Origin of the sequence: Cryptosporangium aurantiacum, assembly GCF_900143005.1 — a bacterium.
Taxonomy (GTDB): domain Bacteria; phylum Actinomycetota; class Actinomycetes; order Mycobacteriales; family Cryptosporangiaceae; genus Cryptosporangium; species Cryptosporangium aurantiacum.
On the sequence record NZ_FRCS01000004.1, the window covers coordinates 24,559 to 41,221 of the forward strand.

Annotated in this window: 15 protein-coding genes; 5 read left to right on the top strand and 10 right to left on the bottom strand. The window is 69.5% G+C overall.

Annotated features, from left to right (window positions below; genetic code table 11):
• Positions 1–38: 38 nt before the first annotated feature.
• Genes BUB75_RS14515 through BUB75_RS14525 form a run of 3 tightly spaced genes read right to left on the bottom strand, consistent with a single transcriptional unit; the run spans position 39 to position 4,218 of the window.
• Positions 39–1,760, bottom strand: coding sequence for a thiamine pyrophosphate-binding protein (locus tag BUB75_RS14515; protein WP_073257383.1), 1,722 nt, complete (start codon positions 1,758–1,760; stop codon positions 39–41).
• Positions 1,757–2,743 carry a zinc-dependent alcohol dehydrogenase gene (locus BUB75_RS14520; RefSeq protein ID WP_073257386.1) on the bottom strand — a complete coding sequence of 329 codons (987 nt, stop codon included), beginning with the start codon at positions 2,741–2,743 and terminating at the stop codon, positions 1,757–1,759. The genes BUB75_RS14515 and BUB75_RS14520 overlap by 4 nt, the downstream gene beginning before the upstream one ends.
• Complete coding sequence (locus BUB75_RS14525) at positions 2,743–4,218, bottom strand: aldehyde dehydrogenase family protein (protein ID WP_073257388.1); 1,476 nt, start codon at positions 4,216–4,218, stop codon at positions 2,743–2,745. Before BUB75_RS14525 ends, BUB75_RS14520 begins: the two co-directional genes overlap by 1 nt.
• A gap of 335 nt (positions 4,219–4,553) precedes the next feature.
• Here BUB75_RS14525 and BUB75_RS14530 point away from each other — a divergent pair, with 335 nt between their 5' ends.
• From BUB75_RS14530 to BUB75_RS14540, 3 genes are read left to right on the top strand one after another with little or no spacing between them, the layout of a single operon-like run.
• Complete coding sequence (locus BUB75_RS14530) at positions 4,554–5,351, top strand: IclR family transcriptional regulator (protein WP_073258376.1); 798 nt, start codon at positions 4,554–4,556, stop codon at positions 5,349–5,351.
• A 51-nt stretch (positions 5,352–5,402) separates the two neighbouring features.
• The gene (locus BUB75_RS14535) at positions 5,403–6,611 is read left to right on the top strand and encodes a CaiB/BaiF CoA transferase family protein (RefSeq protein WP_073257391.1); all 1,209 of its coding nucleotides are present in this window, start codon (positions 5,403–5,405) and stop codon (positions 6,609–6,611) included.
• Positions 6,608–7,450, top strand: coding sequence for a citryl-CoA lyase (locus BUB75_RS14540; protein ID WP_073257394.1), 843 nt, complete (start codon positions 6,608–6,610; stop codon positions 7,448–7,450). Before BUB75_RS14535 ends, BUB75_RS14540 begins: the two co-directional genes overlap by 4 nt.
• On the opposite strand, the gene BUB75_RS14545 is transcribed toward BUB75_RS14540, so the two are convergent.
• The 7 genes from BUB75_RS14545 to BUB75_RS14575 all read right to left on the bottom strand — a co-directional run bounded on the left by BUB75_RS14545 (position 7,431) and on the right by BUB75_RS14575 (position 14,501).
• Positions 7,431–8,564 carry an ABC transporter substrate-binding protein gene (locus BUB75_RS14545; RefSeq protein WP_073257397.1) on the bottom strand — a complete coding sequence of 378 codons (1,134 nt, stop codon included), beginning with the start codon at positions 8,562–8,564 and terminating at the stop codon, positions 7,431–7,433. The two genes, BUB75_RS14540 and BUB75_RS14545, sit on opposite strands and share 20 nt — an antisense overlap.
• A 145-nt stretch (positions 8,565–8,709) precedes the next feature.
• Complete coding sequence (locus BUB75_RS14550) at positions 8,710–9,330, bottom strand: dihydrofolate reductase family protein (RefSeq protein WP_073257400.1); 621 nt, start codon at positions 9,328–9,330, stop codon at positions 8,710–8,712.
• On the bottom strand, positions 9,327–9,788 hold the full coding sequence (locus BUB75_RS14555; protein ID WP_073257403.1) for an SRPBCC domain-containing protein: 462 nt from the start codon (positions 9,786–9,788) through the stop codon (positions 9,327–9,329). Before BUB75_RS14555 ends, BUB75_RS14550 begins: the two co-directional genes overlap by 4 nt.
• A complete protein-coding gene (locus BUB75_RS14560; RefSeq protein ID WP_073257406.1) occupies positions 9,785–10,111 on the bottom strand; it encodes an ArsR/SmtB family transcription factor in 327 nt (108 codons plus the stop codon). The genes BUB75_RS14555 and BUB75_RS14560 overlap by 4 nt, the downstream gene beginning before the upstream one ends.
• Positions 10,112–10,190: 79 nt before the next feature.
• Complete coding sequence (locus tag BUB75_RS14565) at positions 10,191–11,690, bottom strand: hypothetical protein (protein ID WP_143175206.1); 1,500 nt, start codon at positions 11,688–11,690, stop codon at positions 10,191–10,193.
• A gap of 151 nt (positions 11,691–11,841) precedes the next feature.
• A complete protein-coding gene (locus BUB75_RS14570; RefSeq protein WP_084741166.1) occupies positions 11,842–13,161 on the bottom strand; it encodes a TetR/AcrR family transcriptional regulator in 1,320 nt (439 codons plus the stop codon).
• 53 nt (positions 13,162–13,214) lie between these two features.
• A complete protein-coding gene (locus tag BUB75_RS14575) occupies positions 13,215–14,501 on the bottom strand; it encodes an amidohydrolase family protein (protein WP_073257414.1) in 1,287 nt (428 codons plus the stop codon).
• 128 nt (positions 14,502–14,629) lie between these two features.
• Here BUB75_RS14575 and BUB75_RS14580 point away from each other — a divergent pair, with 128 nt between their 5' ends.
• Positions 14,630–15,742, top strand: a complete 1,113-nt coding sequence (locus BUB75_RS14580) for an ABC transporter substrate-binding protein (RefSeq protein WP_073257416.1) — start codon at positions 14,630–14,632, stop codon at positions 15,740–15,742.
• A gap of 4 nt (positions 15,743–15,746) precedes the next feature.
• Entirely contained in the window at positions 15,747–16,625 is an 879-nt protein-coding gene (locus BUB75_RS14585) for an SDR family NAD(P)-dependent oxidoreductase (protein WP_073257418.1), read from the top strand.
• Positions 16,626–16,663: the final 38 nt, after the last annotated feature.

A 16,663-nucleotide genomic window follows, 5' to 3' on the forward strand; every position in this document is an offset into this window, starting at 1 on the left:
CACGGATCATCACCTCAAGGGGGGTTGGGGGTGGTGGATCACTCGAAAATTCCGGCGTAAATGTCCTTGATGTTCCAGTGGCCCGGGGTGGGCACCGGCTCGTTGACCATCGGCACGTCGATCACCGCGGGACGCCGGTTGGCCAGGGCTTTCCGCAGCGCATCGCGGAGGTCTCCCGGCTGCGAGATCCGGTAGCCGTCGGCGCCGCAGGCCTCGGCGAGCGCAGCGAAGTCGGGGCTGTAGGGGTTGCCGTCGGCGTCGGTGAATTCGCAGCCGTAGCTCGCGCCGAAGTTCGCGGCCTGGAGGTCGGCGATCGTGCCGTGCGCCCGGTTGTTCATCACGACGAACAGCACCGGCAGGCCCTGCTCCACCGCCATCGGCAGCGCCGGCAGTTGGGCACTCATCCCGCCGTCGCCGATCAGCGCGACGACCGGCCGGTCCGGCCACGCGATCTGCACGCCGAGCGCCGCAGCCGGGCCGAAGCCCATCGTCGAGGCGCCGCCGGGTGTGATGAACCGGCCCTGCTCGGGCAGCGGATACGCCTGGGCGACCCCGTTCTTGTTCCAGCCGACGTCGGTGACCAGCACGGTGTCGGCGGGCAGCGTCTCCCGGACGTCGAGCAGGATGCGCTCCGGCCGGAGCGGGAAGTCCTCGCTGCGGCCGCGCTCCTCGCTCCCGGCGAACAGCGCGCCGCGGGCGGTGTGGATCTCCGCGCGGAGGGCCGCCCTGGTTCGTGGGTCGTGCTTTCCCGCCGCCTCGGCGATCCGCGCGACGGCGAGCGCCGCATCGGCGACCACGCCGATCTCGACCGGGTAGTTGCGCCCGATCTCGGCCGGGTCGATGTCGATCTGGATCAGCCGGGTGGGCGGGAAGCTCCAGGTGTACCGGTCGTCCCAGGAGCTGGCGTCGGTCTCGGCGAAGCGGGTCGCGATCGCCAGCACGACGTCGGCTTCGCGGGCGTAGCGGTTCGTCTGCTCCAGGCCCCAGAACCCGGGCATGCCCATCACCAGCGGGTGGTCGTCGGGCAGCGTCCCCTTGGCCATCAGCGAGTGCGCGACCGGGATGTCGAGGTGTTCGACGAGCGCGCGCAGCGCCTCCCGCCCCGGCCCGGCGGACAGCCCGCCACCCACGTAGACCAGCGGCCGCTCCGCTCCCGCCAGCGCGTCGGCGATCCGCTCGGCGACGTCGATCGGCAGGCCGGGCTTGCTCACCTCGCCCGGCTGCGGGTAGGCCTTCGCGGCCTGCGGCCGATTGAACAAATCCATGGGGACGTTGAGCAGCACGGCCCCGGGGCGCCCCGTCGTCGCCGTCGTGAACGCCCGCTCGGTGAAGCGCGGCAGGTCCTCCACCCGGTGCACGTGCCAGGCGCGCTTGACGAACGGGCGGTAGATCGCCGTCTGGTCGGCATCGTTGTGGAGGTTGACCTCCTGATGCGGATGCCGCCCGTGGAAGTACGACGGGATGTCGCCGGCGATCGCGACCAGCGGCACCGAGTCGAGCGCCGCGGTCGCGACCCCGGTGACCGCGTTCATCATCCCCGGCCCGACGTGCAGCAGGACGACGCCGGGCTTGCCGCTGGCCCGGGCGTAACCGTCGGCGGCGTGCGCGGCGGCCTGCTCGTGGCGGGCGATCACGAACTTGATGCCGCTGCGCCCGATCGCGTCCAGCAGCGCGATGTTCGTGTGCCCGCAGGTGCCGAAGACGTACTCGACGCCGTAGGACTCCAGCTGCGCGGTGAGTGCGGCTGCGGCGGTAGTCATCGGGCGCCCTCCGCGATCGAGATCCAGGACTTGCCGGGCGACACGGCCGCGGTACGGAAGGCGGCGGCCGAGTCCCCGAGGGGGAACCGGCGGCGCAGTAGCCGGCCGGGGCGGACGTCACCGGCCCGGAGCAGCTCCAACGTCGCCGCGAAGCCGTGGGGGTGGTCGTAGATGAGGCAGCCGTGCAGGGTCAGCCGACGCTGGACGACATCGAAGGTCCTCACCGAGCTGGGGGTTTCGCTCTGGCCGATCAGCGCGATGCTGCCGCCGTGCGCGGTGCGGCTGACTGCTTCGGCGAGCGTGGACGGCGCCCCCGAGGTCTCGACGACGACGGCGAACCGTTCGTCGTTCCGGGCGAACTGCTCCGCGCCGAGTTCGACGGCGAGCTTCGCGCGCTCGGTGTTGATGTCGGTGACGACCGGAATTCCGCCACGGGCCCGCACCGCGAGGCTGACCAACTGCCCCTGGGCACCGGCACCGATCACCAGACACCGCTGGCCGGGTTCCACGCCGACCCGGTCGACGGCGCTCAGCGCCACCGCGAGCGGTTCGACGCAGAGCGCGTCGCACGGGTCCAGATCGGCATCGACCGGCCAGGTGAACCGAGCCGGTACGACGATGCGCTCGGCCAGGACGCCGGGCTCGTTGATGCCGAGGCTCCGGCGGTGGGCGCACCCGGCGGTGAGGCCCGCACGGCACGACTCGCACCGCAGGCAGGGGAAATTCGGCTCGACGACGATCCGCTGGCCGACGTACCGATCGGTGACCGCGGCGCCCACGGCCACGACGTCCCCGACGGCTTCATGGCCGATCACCCAGGGCAGCGCCGGGACCGCGCGCCGGCCGGACACCACGGCGAGGTCCGACCCGCACACCCCCACGCCCCAGACGGCGACGAGCACGTCGTCCGGGCCGCACTCCGGCTCCGGGTGGTCGTCGCGAACCTCGAGCCGGTCGGGCGCGGCGAGCGTCACCGCGCGCATCAGCTCTCGCCCCAGATCGAGAGGTCGCGGAGCGTCAGCGTCTTCACGACCGTGTAGTCCTCGATCATCGACCGGGGCGTCTCACGGCCGAAACCCGAATCCTTGACGCCGCCGAACGGGACGTGGTCGAGGCGGTAGTTGGACGATCCGTTGACGATCAGGCCACCGACCTCGAGCTCGCGCCAAGCGGTCATGATCGTCCGGATGTCGGTGGTGAACAGCCCGGCCTGCAGCCCGTAGCGGCTGCGGTTGCACTCCTCGATGACCTCGTCCACGGCGTCGAACGGCAGCACGGCGACCAAGGCCCCGAAGATCTCCTCGGTGACGACGCTCGCCGAGCGCGGCGGGTCGGCGACGATCGTCGGGGCTGCGGTGGCGCCGTCGCGGGTGCCGCCGCAGACGATCGTGGCCCCATCCTCGGCGGCCTCCCGGCTCCACCGGACCACTCGCTCGGCCGCGTCGTCGTCCACCATGGAGCCCACGTCGGTGGCCGGGTCGAGCGGATCGCCGACGCGTAACGCCGCGACGCCGGTGCGGAACGCGTCCAGGAATTCGTCGAACCGGGAGCGGTGGACGTAAACCCGCTGCACCGAGATGCAGCTCTGCCCGGAGTTGGAATAACCGGTCTTCGCGCAGACGCTCGCGGCACGCGCGACGTCGGCATCCGCGCAGACGATCGTGGCGGCGTTGCCTCCGAGCTCCAGGACCAGGCGCTTCGCACCGGCCGCCCGGGCGACCGCGGCGCCGGTCGCGGCGCCACCGGTGAAGCTGACGACGCTCACCTCGGGAACGGCGCACAGGGCGGCACCGACCTCGCCTCCGCCGTGCAGCAGCTGGACCGCCTCGGGCGGCGCACCCGCCTCCAGCAGGATCGCGACGATCGCCGCGGAAACGGCCGGCGCCTGCGGCGGGGCTTTGACGATCGTCGTGTTGCCGGCCGCGAACGAGGCGCCGAGCTTGTGGGCGAGCAGATTGGCCGGTGCGTTGAACGGGGTGATCGCCAGGGTGACGCCTGTGGGGGCCCGGTAGGTCAGCGCGGTGTTGCCGACACCGCGGGCGAACCCCGCGACCGGAAGGACCTCGCCGCCGATCTGCCGTGCCTCCGACGCGCAGACGCGGAACGTGTCGGCCACGCGGTCCATCTCGCCGCGACCGTCCTTCACCGGTTTGCCGAGTTCGAGAGCGATCAGCCGGGCGACGTCGTCCCGGTGAGCGGCTGCTACCGAGGCGGCGCGATCGAGGATGTCCGCGCGCGTCGCCGGCGCCAGTCCGGCAATCGTGCGCGCCGCCCGGCGGGCATACCGTCCGGCGGCGGGGACGTCGCCGGACGCCGCGATACGCGCGCGGCTCACCACCGTCCGCAGATAGGGACCGACGCGCTCGATGGTCGGACCGTCGGTTACCCACTTCCCTCCGAGGAAGGACCCGACCAGAACCGGCTCGGAATTCTCCCCGCGGACCAGAAGAGAACTCATTGAACTGTCCTGATCAGAGGGGTATGTGCTGTTCGGAGTCAATTGCACGCTCCTCGGCGAAGCCGGGCCAGCCCAATGTTCGAACTAGTACGTACACGGTAGGGACGGCGAAGCATTGGCGAAAGGACTTGATCGATACCTATCTGCCATAACGATTCGGTGATGGCGTGCCACAGCGTGGACCGTATGGACCGCTGGGCGGACTGCGTGTAACCTACGGGCGGCTGCTCGCCGCTGGCAATAGGCGAGCTCGGAAAGTTACCGATGGATGACACGACCGTCCCCGGACGACAATCACGCCGAGTCCCATGACGTCCTTCGGGGAAGGTGTATTCGTGAGTGCAGCAACCGCAGACGACCGGTCTACCGGCAAGGACACCGCCGGCGAGGCCGCAGGAGTCCGAAGCGTCCAGCGCGCGATGGACATCCTGTCGCTGCTGACCGAGGACCGGCCCGTGGTCACCATCCGCGACATCACGGATGGGACCGGATTGGCCAAGACCACGGTCATCCGGCTGGTCCAGACGCTGGAGCAGACCGGCCTGCTCTGGGCCACTTCCGGCGGCTACCTCGCCGGGCCGGCGCTCTGGCGGTGGGCCCACCTCGCGCGGACCAGCTGGGAGATGCCGCCCGAGATGACGCGCGCGATGCGGGACCTCTCGGCCAGGCACCGGGAGACCGTGAACCTCTACGGCACCCGAGACCTGACCCGGATCTGCCTGGCGCAGCAGGAGAGCCCACAGGCGCTGCGGCATGTCGTGCGCGTCGGCGACGAGCTACCCCTCTGGGGAGGCGCGTCGGCGAAGGTGCTGCTCCGCGATGCCGACGAGAGCCGGCTGCGGCGGATCGTGCGCAGCTCGCCCGAAGGTGCCGAGCGGCTGGCTCGCTTGCGATCCGAGATCGCCGAGGCGTCCGCGCGGGGTTTCGCGGTAAGCCACGGCGAACGCGAAGCCGGGCTCTCCGCCGTCGCGGTCGCGATCGAGGGCCGTTCCGGAGGCGTCGTCGCGGCGCTCACGCTGAGCGGCCCGACCGTCCGCTTCTCCGAACCGCAGGTCGACGCATTCGCGCAGGACCTGATCGGGGTCGCGCGGCGCCTCTCGGAGCGAGGCTTCGACCACCCATTGGGCGCCTAGCCCACAGATCACCGCGCGGTCGAGCCGATCGGCCGCGGAAGGAGCACGCCGATGCAGGGACGACCGCTCGACGGGATCCGTGTCCTCGACCTGACCAACGTTCTCGCCGGGCCGTACTGCAGCTACCACCTCATGCTGTTGGGCGCGGACGTGGTCAAGATCGAGACGCCGGGACGCGGTGACCTCGCGCGTCACCTCGGACCGGACCCCGAGCTCAACCGAGCGGGTATCGGCGCGTCGTTCCTCGCCCAGAACGCGGGCAAGAAGTCGGTCGAGCTGAACCTGAAGGATCTCGCGGGACAGCGCGCCTTCGAAAAACTCGTCGGTGTCGCAGATGTACTGCTGGAGAACTTCCGGGCCGGGGTGCTGGCCCGGATGGGCTACCCGTGGGAGCGGCTGCACGAGCTCAATCCGGGCCTCGTCTACTGCGCGATCAGCGGATTCGGCCAGACCGGGCCGATGAGTCAGGCACCCGCCTACGACCAGATCATCCAGGGCCTGTCCGGAATGATGAGCGTCACCGGCACGGCCGAGACCGCTCCCCTCCGCGTCGGCTTCCCGATCGCTGACACCGTCGGCGGCCTCACCGCGGCACTCTCGATCAGCGCGGCGCTCGCCGCGCGGGCCCGCACCGGCGAAGGGGTCCACCTCGACGTCTCCATGCTCGAAGCGTCGCTGTCGTCGATGGGCTGGGCGGTCTCGAACTACCTGGTCAGCGGGGTGGCCCCGGAACCGATGGGTGATCAGAACTCGACTGCCGCGCCGTCCGGCACGTTCGAGGCCGCCGACGGCCCGCTCAACATCGCCGCCAACCGGCAGGAACAGTTCGAGACGTTGTGCCGTCTGGTCGGCCGGGAGGATCTGGTGCTCGACGACCGGTTCGCCGAGCGCGAGGCGCGGAAAGCGCACCGCGTCGAGCTGAACACGGAGCTCAACCGTGCGCTGCGTTCCCGCTCGGCGCAGGAGTGGGAGCAGATCCTGTCGGCCGCCGGGGTACCGGCGGCACGGATCCTCACCGTCCCCCAGGCGGTCGAGCTCGAACAGGTAGCGTCCCGGGGGTTCTTCACCGACGTGCCTCTCCCGGGCGGGGCCGCGCTCCCGGGCGGGAACGTAAGTACCGCGCGGGTCAGTGGGAACGGCGTCCTGTTCGATGGCGTCCCACTCCGGCCCACCGGACCGGCGCCGGCGCTCGGTGCCGACAACGCCCGCCTTCCCGAGCTGTTCACCCGTTGGGGAGCCCCGGCCGAGGTCACGTCATGACAACGGACCGGGCCGCCTCCGCGGTCGAGAACCCGTTCCGGAAAGAGGCCGCCGACTGGTGGGCGACCGCGGTGTCCCGGATCGAACCGGGCGTGATCGAACTGCGCGGTCGCCCGGTGCAGGAGCTGATCGGAACGATCAGCTTCCCCGCGATGATCTGGCTGCTCGTACGGGGCTCACTGCCCACCGACCGGCAAGCGGCGCTGCTGGAGGCCGCGCTGGTCGCCGCGGTCGACCACGGCCCGCAAGCACCGTCGATCGCGGCCGCGCGGATGGCGGCGACGTGCGGCGTCGGCCTCAACAACGCGGTGGCGACCGGCGTGAACATGCTGGGCGACGTCCACGGCGGCGCCGGTGAACAATGCGTCGAGCTGCTCACCGACGTCCTGGCAGCCGGCCTTCCGTTACCGGACGCGGCCGCCGCAACGGTCGCGGCCTGGCGGGCGCGGACCACCTACCTGCCCGGCTTCGGGCACCGGTTCCACCCGATCGACCCGCGCCGCGATCCGCTGCTGGCACTGGTCGACGCCGCCGTGAGCGACGGCGTCGTCGCCGGTCGCCACCTCGCGGCCGCGCGGGCCGTCGAGGAGGAGCTCAACCGCGGGCGGAGCCGCCCGATCCCGATGAACATCGACGGCGCCACCGCCGTGATCTACGCCGAACTCGGCTTCCCCGCGCCGCTGGCCCGCGGCCTGTTCGTTCTCAGCCGCAGCGTCGGCATCCTCGCGCACGCCTGGGAGGAGACGGGGAGCGGCCTCCGGAACAAGGGTCCGCTCCCCCGCTCGGTGCTGCCGACCTATCTCGAGCCCGCGAAGTCGCTCAGGCAGCCACCGGCGTGACCTTGCCCTGGGTGATGACGCCGATGGAGGTGGTGAACATGCCCACGCCGGTTTCGTCGAAGGCGAAGCTCCCCAGCAGCCCGTTGTACGTCGTGTCTCGAATGGCCTCCGCGAGCTCCGCTCCGGTCGCGACGTCACTGTTCTTCAGCGCTGTGAGCAGGATCTGTGCGCCGTCGTAGGCCTTCGCGCCGTGCAGCTCGGGCTCCTCCTTGTAGGCCGCCCGGTACGCGTCGGCGAACTTCCGGGTCGCGTCGTTGAGGTCGTTGCTCAGGTATGCCGAGCTGACGATCGAGTTCTCCGCATTCTTCGCGCCGGCCGTTGCGAGGAACACCGGTGTCACCAGCGCGGCGCCGCCGATGAACGTCGCGTGGATTCCGAGTTCGCGGGCCTGCTTGGCGATCAGACCGGACTGGATCTCCTCCGCACCGATGAACAGCGCGTCCGGGTTCGTTTGCCGGATCGAGGTCAGGGCGGCGCTGAAGTCCTTCTGGTCGGCGGTCACCACCTGGCTGGCCAGCGGCATGACGTTGTGGCCGACTACTGCCTCGGTGAACGCGTCCTTCTCCCCCTTGCCGTAGGAACCGTCGTTGGTGATCAGGGCGATCCGGGTGATCCGCTTCCGCTCCAGGACGAACTGCGCGAGCGTCTCGTCGTACGCCGTGCTGGTCGGTCCGTTGAGGAACAGGAACGGGCTGGCGACTGCGACCAGGCCCGGTGACTGCCCGGAGGTGATGTTCGGGATCTTCGCCTGGCGCAGAATCGGTGCCATCGCGATCGTCACCGCGCTCTCCGCGGTACCGAGCATCGCGATGTACTTTTCGCTGACGATCGTGCGCGCCACCTTCGTGGCCACCGCCGGGTCGCCCTGCTCGTCGAAGACGTCGAGCTGGATCTTGCGCCCGTTGATGCCACCGTTCTCGTTCCACTCGTCGATCGCCAGCTTGGCGCCCTTGAGCTCCCAAGCACCCAGGGCGCTGAGCCGGCCGCTCTGGGCGTCGGCGAGCGCGATTCTGATCGGTTCTTTGCTGGGACGACTGCAGGCCGCGGTGGTCGATGCCAGGGCCAGAACCAGCGCACCTATCAGGGCGCGCCGGGCTGCGCGAGATCTGAACATGAGGCAGACACCTGTTCGGTGAGGCGCGCCCGCTGGGGCATTGGACCGCTAGGCGGTTCTGTGTGACCGCTGTGCGGTGACCCCAGAACATACGCCGAGGCCTCGCGCGCCGCCGACAAAAACAGGAACCTGCTGATTCGCTCCGTCAGGACAGGGCGGCGGAGACGCCCTCGTACGCGGCGACCGGCACCGCGCCGATGTACTCGTACTCGAGGATGAGGACGCCCTTCGCCGTCACCTCGTGGCGGACGAGCCGCAAGCCGGCCGTGAGGCCGTGGTGGTCGAACAGTCGCCGCCCGGAGCCGATGACCGTCGGCGCAACGGCGAGACGCACGGTGTCGACGAGTCCCTCGGCGAGCAACGCGCGACCGAGTGTGGTGCTGCCGTGGATCTGCAGCTCCCGTCCGGGTTGCTCCTTCAACGCACCGACGTCGCGAAAGGAGACCACCGCCGTCGGGTTCCAGGGTGCGTCGACGGGCCCGCTCGTCACCACGTACTTCGGCAACGAGTTCATGCGTTGGGTGTACGGGTCGTCCGGGTCGGTGATCTGCGGCCAGTCGCGGGCAAACGCGTCGTAGGTCCGCCGGCCCAGCAGCAAGCCGTCGGCGAGGCCGAGCCACCCGGCGGTGCGCTCGACGAACACCTCGTCGAAGTGCGGCACGAGCCAGCCGCCGCCGCTGAATCCGTCGCTGGTGTCTTCGGTGGGTGAGCCGGGGCCCTGGCTCACCCCGTCGAGGGTCACGAACTGCAGCAGGGCCAGCTTCATTCGACGACCCCCGCGAGCTGCGCGGTGACCGTACCCCAGCCGTCGGCGAAGCCGAGTTTCTCGTGCAGGGCGCGCGCCTCGGGATCGCCGTGCCGGACGAGGATCCGGTAGTCGGTGCCGTCCGGGTGGTCGGCGAACGTGATCTCGGCCGTCATGGGTACCGGCTCGGGGATGGCGGGCCGCCAGGTGCTGTCGATCGCATTGGTGAACACGATCCGTTCGAGGTCGTCGACCACGATGAACGCCGCGTCCAGGTGCGGTCCGAACGACGACCCGTCGTCGCTGATCCGGGTCAAGAGGCCGCCGCCCGGACGCGCCTCCAGCCGTTCGACCCGGCACAGGGCGGGCGCCGGAACCCACCACTTCTCGAACCTGGACGAGTCGGTCCACGCCCGCCAGACGGATCGGCGTGGCGCGCGGATCACGCGCGACAGGGTCAGGTCAAGGTCAGGGTTCATTGCTCCTCTTCCAGCATGGTGGTGAGGCGGTCGGTGCGGTCCTCCCAGACGCGGCGCTGCTCGGCGAGCCAGTCGTCGATCACCGCGAGGCGCTCCCGGTTGAGCGCGCAGGTCCGCACTCGCCCCGACTTGACGGTGCTGATCAGGCCCGCCGACTCGAGCACGCGGATGTGCTTCATGAAGGAGGGCAGGGTCATCCGGTACTCGCTCGCGAGTTCGCCGACGCTGGTCGGGCTGGCGCCGAGACGCCGGATCACGCCGCGCCTGGTCGGGTCACCGAGAGCGACGAAGACTTCGTCGAGCACCGCAGAATACTGTGCCACGCGGCTAAGTATCACAGATACTTAGCCGCCAAGCAAAGTGTTTGTCGCGAAGCCTTACTGGGTCCTAGCCTCCTGACCTTCAGACCAGCGACGCGTTCGTCCAGGACAGCCGCCCGGCATTGGTGAGGGCCTTGTTGAGCACGATGAAGGCCGCGCTGCACGCGTGCCAGCCTTCCCGTCCGGGATACGAGTCCTCGGTGTTGTTCAGCACGATCTGCCCGCCGGGCATGACGCGCGCCCGGTCCTGCATCGCCTTGGCCGCCCTGCCGTGGATCGAGTCCCAGTGTTTCGGGCTGACCGGGACCAGCGCCGAGGTGCCGTTGCTTCCGAGAACGTGGGTTTCCATCAGGGAGTCCCACAGCCAGTAGCCGGTGTGCCGGGCGGTTCCCCAGTCCACTCCGTCCGGGAAGTACAGCGCCGGGCTGGTGGTGTCCCGGTACATCGGCTTGGTCGGGCTGGCCGTGCCCGGATAGACGACCGTCCGCATCGCACCGTAGATCTTCTCGCTGTTCCAACGCACCCATTCCGGGGTGGGTTCGCCGGCGAGCGAGTGGTGCAGCGACATGGCGAGCCGCATGGCGTCGGCCTGCATGTAGTCGGGGCTGCGCTTCCCATGATTGGTGACGACGTACTGGTCGGACCAGTTGTAGCCGGACTTACCGATCTGTGACGGGCCGAGGGGCGGCGAGGACATCGTGATGCCGACCGTCCAGTGGTTCGGGCTCTCACCGTTGATGTCCGTCGTCGTGTTCCAGAGGTCGTTCCGCGACATCGCACCGACTATCCCGAACTGCGCGGCCTTCTTCCGCCAGGCGGCGGCGCGCGGGTGACCCGGCATCATCGTGGCGGCGAGGTCCAGGACGGTCGCCTGCCACATGTCCTCCTCGGCGGCGCTGTCGCCGGTGCGCGTCCCGGTGCGATACACGCCGTTGAAAGGCTGGTCGGCGCCCGTCGAGTCGCGCCAGATCTCCGGCCGGTTCCGGTACAGCTGCTGATCCGCCTCGTACTCGAGCACGTCGCAGACGGCTTCGCGGTCCCAGGCGTTGGTCAGCTGCGTGTCCCAGAGCAGCCAGGCCGCCAGTCCGAGCGAATACGCCCAGTAGGCGGACTGCCAGTTGCCACCCCACCTGGCTCCGCCCGCTCCGTAGGTGACGTGCTTACGGGCCACCCCGACCACCAGCCGCGCCGCGCGGTTGCGCAGGTCCGCGAGGTTGAGAGGCACCGCCGACGGCAGGAAGCCGCCCCAGTCGGCGCACACCGCCATCGTGATCGCGGCGTTGCACGCCTCGCGAACCTTCACCTCCATTCCGGTGGCGTACGCGGACGTCCAGGTGATGTTCGGGATCCCGGTGGCGGCGTAGCGGTTCTTCGTGTTCCACCAGTAGGTCGAGAAGTAGTACGACGACTTGGTCACCATGCTCAGGCAGCGGGCGTCCGAGACCGCCGGTGCGAACGCCACCGGCGGCACGACGTACGTGTAGGCGGATCCCGCGGCGATCGTCGGCACCGTACGGGTGGTCCCCGTCGCCCTCTGTCGTGGGATCGCCACCGTCGGCGTCTGCGGATTCAAGAGCGTCATGACAGGCCTTCCGTAGCCGACACCGATCCAACGCCCGTGAGTGTGAGACGGGGAGAGGTCTAAGTTCCACGTTCCGTCGCGAGCACGACTACACAGTGGATCGAAATCGGGCATCGTCGGCGCCTGGCCGCCCGTTGGGATGCAGCGGCGGTCAGCGGGCGATGCCGCGCAGGACCGTGTCCCGGCCGAGTTGCAGGGCCGCTCGGGTGCCCCGATCCAGGAGGATGTTCTCCGGGATCCACTGCACGCTGATCACGCACTGGGCGAGTTGATCGACGGGGGCGATGTCGGGCCGGATCTCTCCGTCGTCGATACCTTCGGACACGACCGCGGCGAGATGCTCCAGCTGCTGGGTGAAGTGCCAGCCAGGTTCGGCGGTGTTCGGCGAGGCCTGCCGCAGCCAGGCGAGCTGGATTTTGAACTCGTCCGGATAGTGGTGCAGCGTGTTGATGTTGATCCACATCATCGCGTCGAGCTTCTCCACCGGACTCGAGTCCGAACGGAAGACGCTGGCCCAGCCTTCAATGACATGCTCACCGAACGACCGCATGATGGTGGCCAGGACCTCGTCCTTGGAGCCGATCACGCGGTGCACGGTGCCGACCCCGACTTCGGCCGCCGCCGCGATGTCCCGCAAGGTGGTCGTCTCGAACCCGCGTCGGGCGAACTCGGTTCGGGCGGCCGCTCGGACCCGGCCGGCGGTGTCCGCGTGAGCGGGGCCGGGCTGCTCGATCCAGGTCCTGACGACGTTGTCCGCCGCGGTGAACGCGTTCGACGCGTCGAGCCGGTCATCACTGGTCTCCGTCGTGGCCAGGCCGTTCAGCAGGATGCCGGCCAGAACCTCGACGGTCCGCTCGGCCGGTGCCTGGTGGCGGATCGCGTCCAGCCCGACATGCAGCATGGTCTGGGCTGTCCGGTCGGCGGTCACCGGCAGATCGAGGTTCCGCCGGAGCACGCCCGTCCAGCGCAGTGCCCGAAGCGTGTCGAGCATCGCCCGGTTGATCGCCACCGGTCGGCGCCGGACGAGCTCTTTGAGTTCCGGGTTGCCGCTGGGCGCCTCGTAGAACGTGAGTTGGAGGGCGGCTCGGTGCCGGATCGCGCAGGCGGCGATCGTCGCGCCGAGCTCGGTCAGCCGCTCCGGCGCCGGCCGGTACTGCGGCGCGTCGAGGGCCTGCTGGGTCACCTCGCCGATCCGGTCGAGGTCGGCGTGGTAGCGCCTGAGCAGTTCGACGAGGATCTCGTCCTTGGAACGGAAGTGGTGATAGAGGCTGCCGAGCTGGAGGTCCGTGGCGTCAGCGATCTGCTGGAGTGAGGTCTGTGGGCCAGACGACGCAATCAGGATCGCGGCGTGCTGGAGGATCTCCTCGCGTCTGCTCGACTCCGCCCGCGGCGCGTTCCGTATTCTCACCCGCCCGCGCCTCGACCTTTCCCACGGTGACCGGCACCGCCCATCGGCCCCGTTCAGGACCATTCTCGCGCATGGATCCCCCGCGACGGCGACCTACCCTCGCGGGCGAACGGCACTTAGTTGATGGTGGGCAGCTTGGCCGCGAGGTCGAGGACGGTGACGGTGTCGGTGCCGGTCTTCTTGAGCCGCTCCGACGACCGGAACCCGAGGTCGACGTCGCCGGCCTGGGCGCGCAGGGCCCCGACCGTGAGCTGCTCGCGGGGGATCTTTCCGAACATGTCGAACTGGTAGAGCCGCAGCGCGTTCTCGTGCGTGATCTTGTTGATCTCGGCATCGGGCATGCCGTCGAGGTGGGGTGCGAGGCTCTCCGGGGCGAGCGGCCAGGTGGAGTCGGAATGGGGGTAGTCGCACTCCCAGGTCACCATGTCGAGGTTGAGCGCGTCCCTGGACCGGAGCCCGAAGCTGTCGACGATGAAGCAGGTGACGATGCGCTCGAGGAAGACCTCGGAGGGCAGCTTGTCGCCGAAGTCCTGCTTGGTCCAGGCCCGGTGCATCGTGTAGACGCGGTCGATGCGCTCCAGGAAGTACGGTATCCAGCCGATCCCGCCTTCGCTGAGAGCCAGGAGCAGGTCCGGGAACTTGCGCAGAACCGGTGACCAGACCAGGTCAGCTGCCGCCTGCACGATGTTTATCGGCTGCAGCGTGATCATCGTGTCCACGGGTGCGTCCAGCGATGTGATCACGACCGACGACGACGAGCCGATGTGCAGGTTCACGATCGTGCCGGTGTCACTGCAGGCTCGCCAGAACGGGTCCCAGTGCTCGTTGTGCAGCGACGGGTAGCCGACCTTCTCGGGGTTCTCGGAGAACGTGACGGCGGAACAGCCCTTCCCGGCCATCCGGTGGACCTCCGCCGCCATGAGCTGGGGATCCCAGATGGGCGGCAGCGCCTGCGGGATGAACCGGCCGGGGTACGCGCCGCACCACTCGTCGACGTGCCAGTCGTTGTAGGCGCGCAGCACCGCCAGCCCGAGGTCCTTGTCCTGCGCGCGGGCGAAGTACTGCCCGCAGAACTGCGGGTAGGAGGGGAAGTTCAGCGACGCGGCCACACCGTTGGCGTTCATGTCGCGGACCCGCTCGTGGACGTCGTAGCAGCCCTCTCGGATCTCCGCGAACTTGGTCGGTTCCGCGCCGTACTCGTCCGGCGGGCGGCCGGCGACCGCGTTCAGGCCGACGTTGGTGGCCTCTTGCCCCTCGAAGACCCACGCGTCGGTGCCGTCCGCACGTTGGATCACCTTCGGCGCGAGATCCCGGTACTTGGCCGGGATGTGGTGCTTGAACATGTCCGGTGGTTCCACGAGATGGTCGTCCACCGACACCAGGACGAAGTCTTCCATCTTCATTGGCCACTCCTCCTCCTCATGATGGCGTCGACCGTAGGGTGGAACAGAAATCCGGTCAATATGTTGACGCGAAACGCGGGAATTCCCTAGCTTGGAACAGATGTTAGGCAGGCTCCACTGGAGGTGGCATGTCCTACGAGGGCTCCGCGGCGCCGATCAAAATCGGGTATCTGATGGATTTCACGCTCCCCGACGCCTTCCCGGAGACCATGCGCGACGACCTCTTCCGGCCGTTCCACCTCGTCTTCGGCGACGCGCTCCGCGACGGCACGCTCGACCGCCCGATCGAATTCCGGTACCGCGAGGTCGAGGGGTTGCCCAAGGGCTCGGTCAAGGCGGTGATCGACGCCTACGGCGAGCTGGTCGACGAAGGTTGTCTGGTCGTGATCGGGCCGAACATCACCGACAACGCGGTGCCCACCCGGGAGGCCATCGAGGAACGGTTCCGGGTGCCCGCGGTCAGCGTCACCGGCACCGACGACTGGCTCGGCGAATGGACGTTTTCCTTCCCGATGGGATCGCTGACCGACGAGCCGATCTTCTGGGCCGACCAGCTCGTCAAGGCCGGGCACACCACGGTGGGCGTGCTGATGGAGCGGTCCCTGGTCGGCGAGACCTATGTGCGGCACTTCCAAACCGCCTGCCGACGACGAGGGCTGCGGATCGTCGCGCAGGAAGCCGTGCCGCAGACCGCGCAGGACGTCGCGGAAGCCGTGGCGAGGCTGCACGAGGCCAGGCCCGACGCCCTCGTGCACGCCGGCTTCGGGTTCGGCATCGTCTTCGCCAATCCGGCACTCGAGGCGCTGGGCTGGGACCCGCCCCGCTACACCTGCACGGCCTTTCAGAACGCGTGGCTCAACGAGGCACTGTGGAAGGCGTTTCTCGGCTGGACCGGCAACGACCAGTACGACGAGCACAACCAGCTCGGGCAGCGCTTCCTCGACCGCTACCAGAAGGAGGTCGGGCGGCGCCCGGAGTACTGCGTCCCGGTCGTCAACCACGACATCGCCAACGCCCTACTCCACGCGTTCACCGAGGCCCATCCGCTCAGTCCGCGCGGGGTCAAAGAGGCACTGGAACGGGTCAAGATGTTGCCGGCCGCCTCGGGCGCGCCCGGCACCCGAATCTCGTTCGGTAAGTGGACCCGCCGGGCCTGGATGGGCGCCGGGTACCTGGTCGCCCGCCGGCTCGACCCGGACGGCGTGAGCTCGCACCTCGTCGGCCGCTTCGGCGAGGAGTAGCGCGATGGTGGGCACCGTCGTCATCACCGGCGCGTCCCGAGGGCTCGGGCTGGCCTCGGCGACCCACCTGTACCAGCAGGGCTGGCGGGTGGTGGCAGCTGTGCGGACGGTCGAGGCCGGGCTCGAGCGGCTGCGCACGGCGACCGGCGCACCGGACGGCGACCCTCGCCTCGTCGGAGTGCGACTCGATCTGCGGGATCGGGCGTCGGTCGCCGCGGCGGCCGACGCGATCCTCGACGCCGTGGGCGCGCCGGAGGTCCTGGTGCACAACGCCGGCATCGCCGTCGCCGGCTGCGCCGAGGAGCTGCCGGCGGAGGTCTGGCAGGACATGTTCGCCACCCACCTGTTCGGGCCGGTGGCGCTGACCAACGCGCTCCTGCCCTCGATGCGGGAGGCCCGCCGGGGCCGCATCGTCGTCGTCTCCAGCCTCATCAGCATCCGCGGATTCCCTGGTGCCTCCCCGTACTCCGCCGCCAAGAGCGCCCTCGAGCGTTGGGCGGAGGCGCTCGCCAGCGAAATATCGCCTCTTGGGCTGGGCGTCACGGTGCTGGTGACCGGCACGTTCGACACCGAGATCATCACCGACGCGATCGATGACTATCGCGATTTCGACGGTCCGTACGCCGTTCAGAATCAGTGCATCGATCGGCGCGGACGATCGGCGATCCGGTTCGCGTCGCCGCCCGAGCGATTCGCGCGCGGGTTGTCGAGGGCTCTCCGAGCCACCGGCCCGTATGTCCGCCGACCGGTCGGGGCCGACGCCCGGCTGACGCTGATCGCCCGTCGGCTGCTTCCCGACGGCGTTCTGCATCAGGTCGTCCGCCTGGCCATGGGCCTCCCGCGAGCTGGCTCCATCCCGGAACCCAGCACAACGATCCGATGAAGGAGCGCACCGTCCATGGTTGACACCGCGGACGCCTT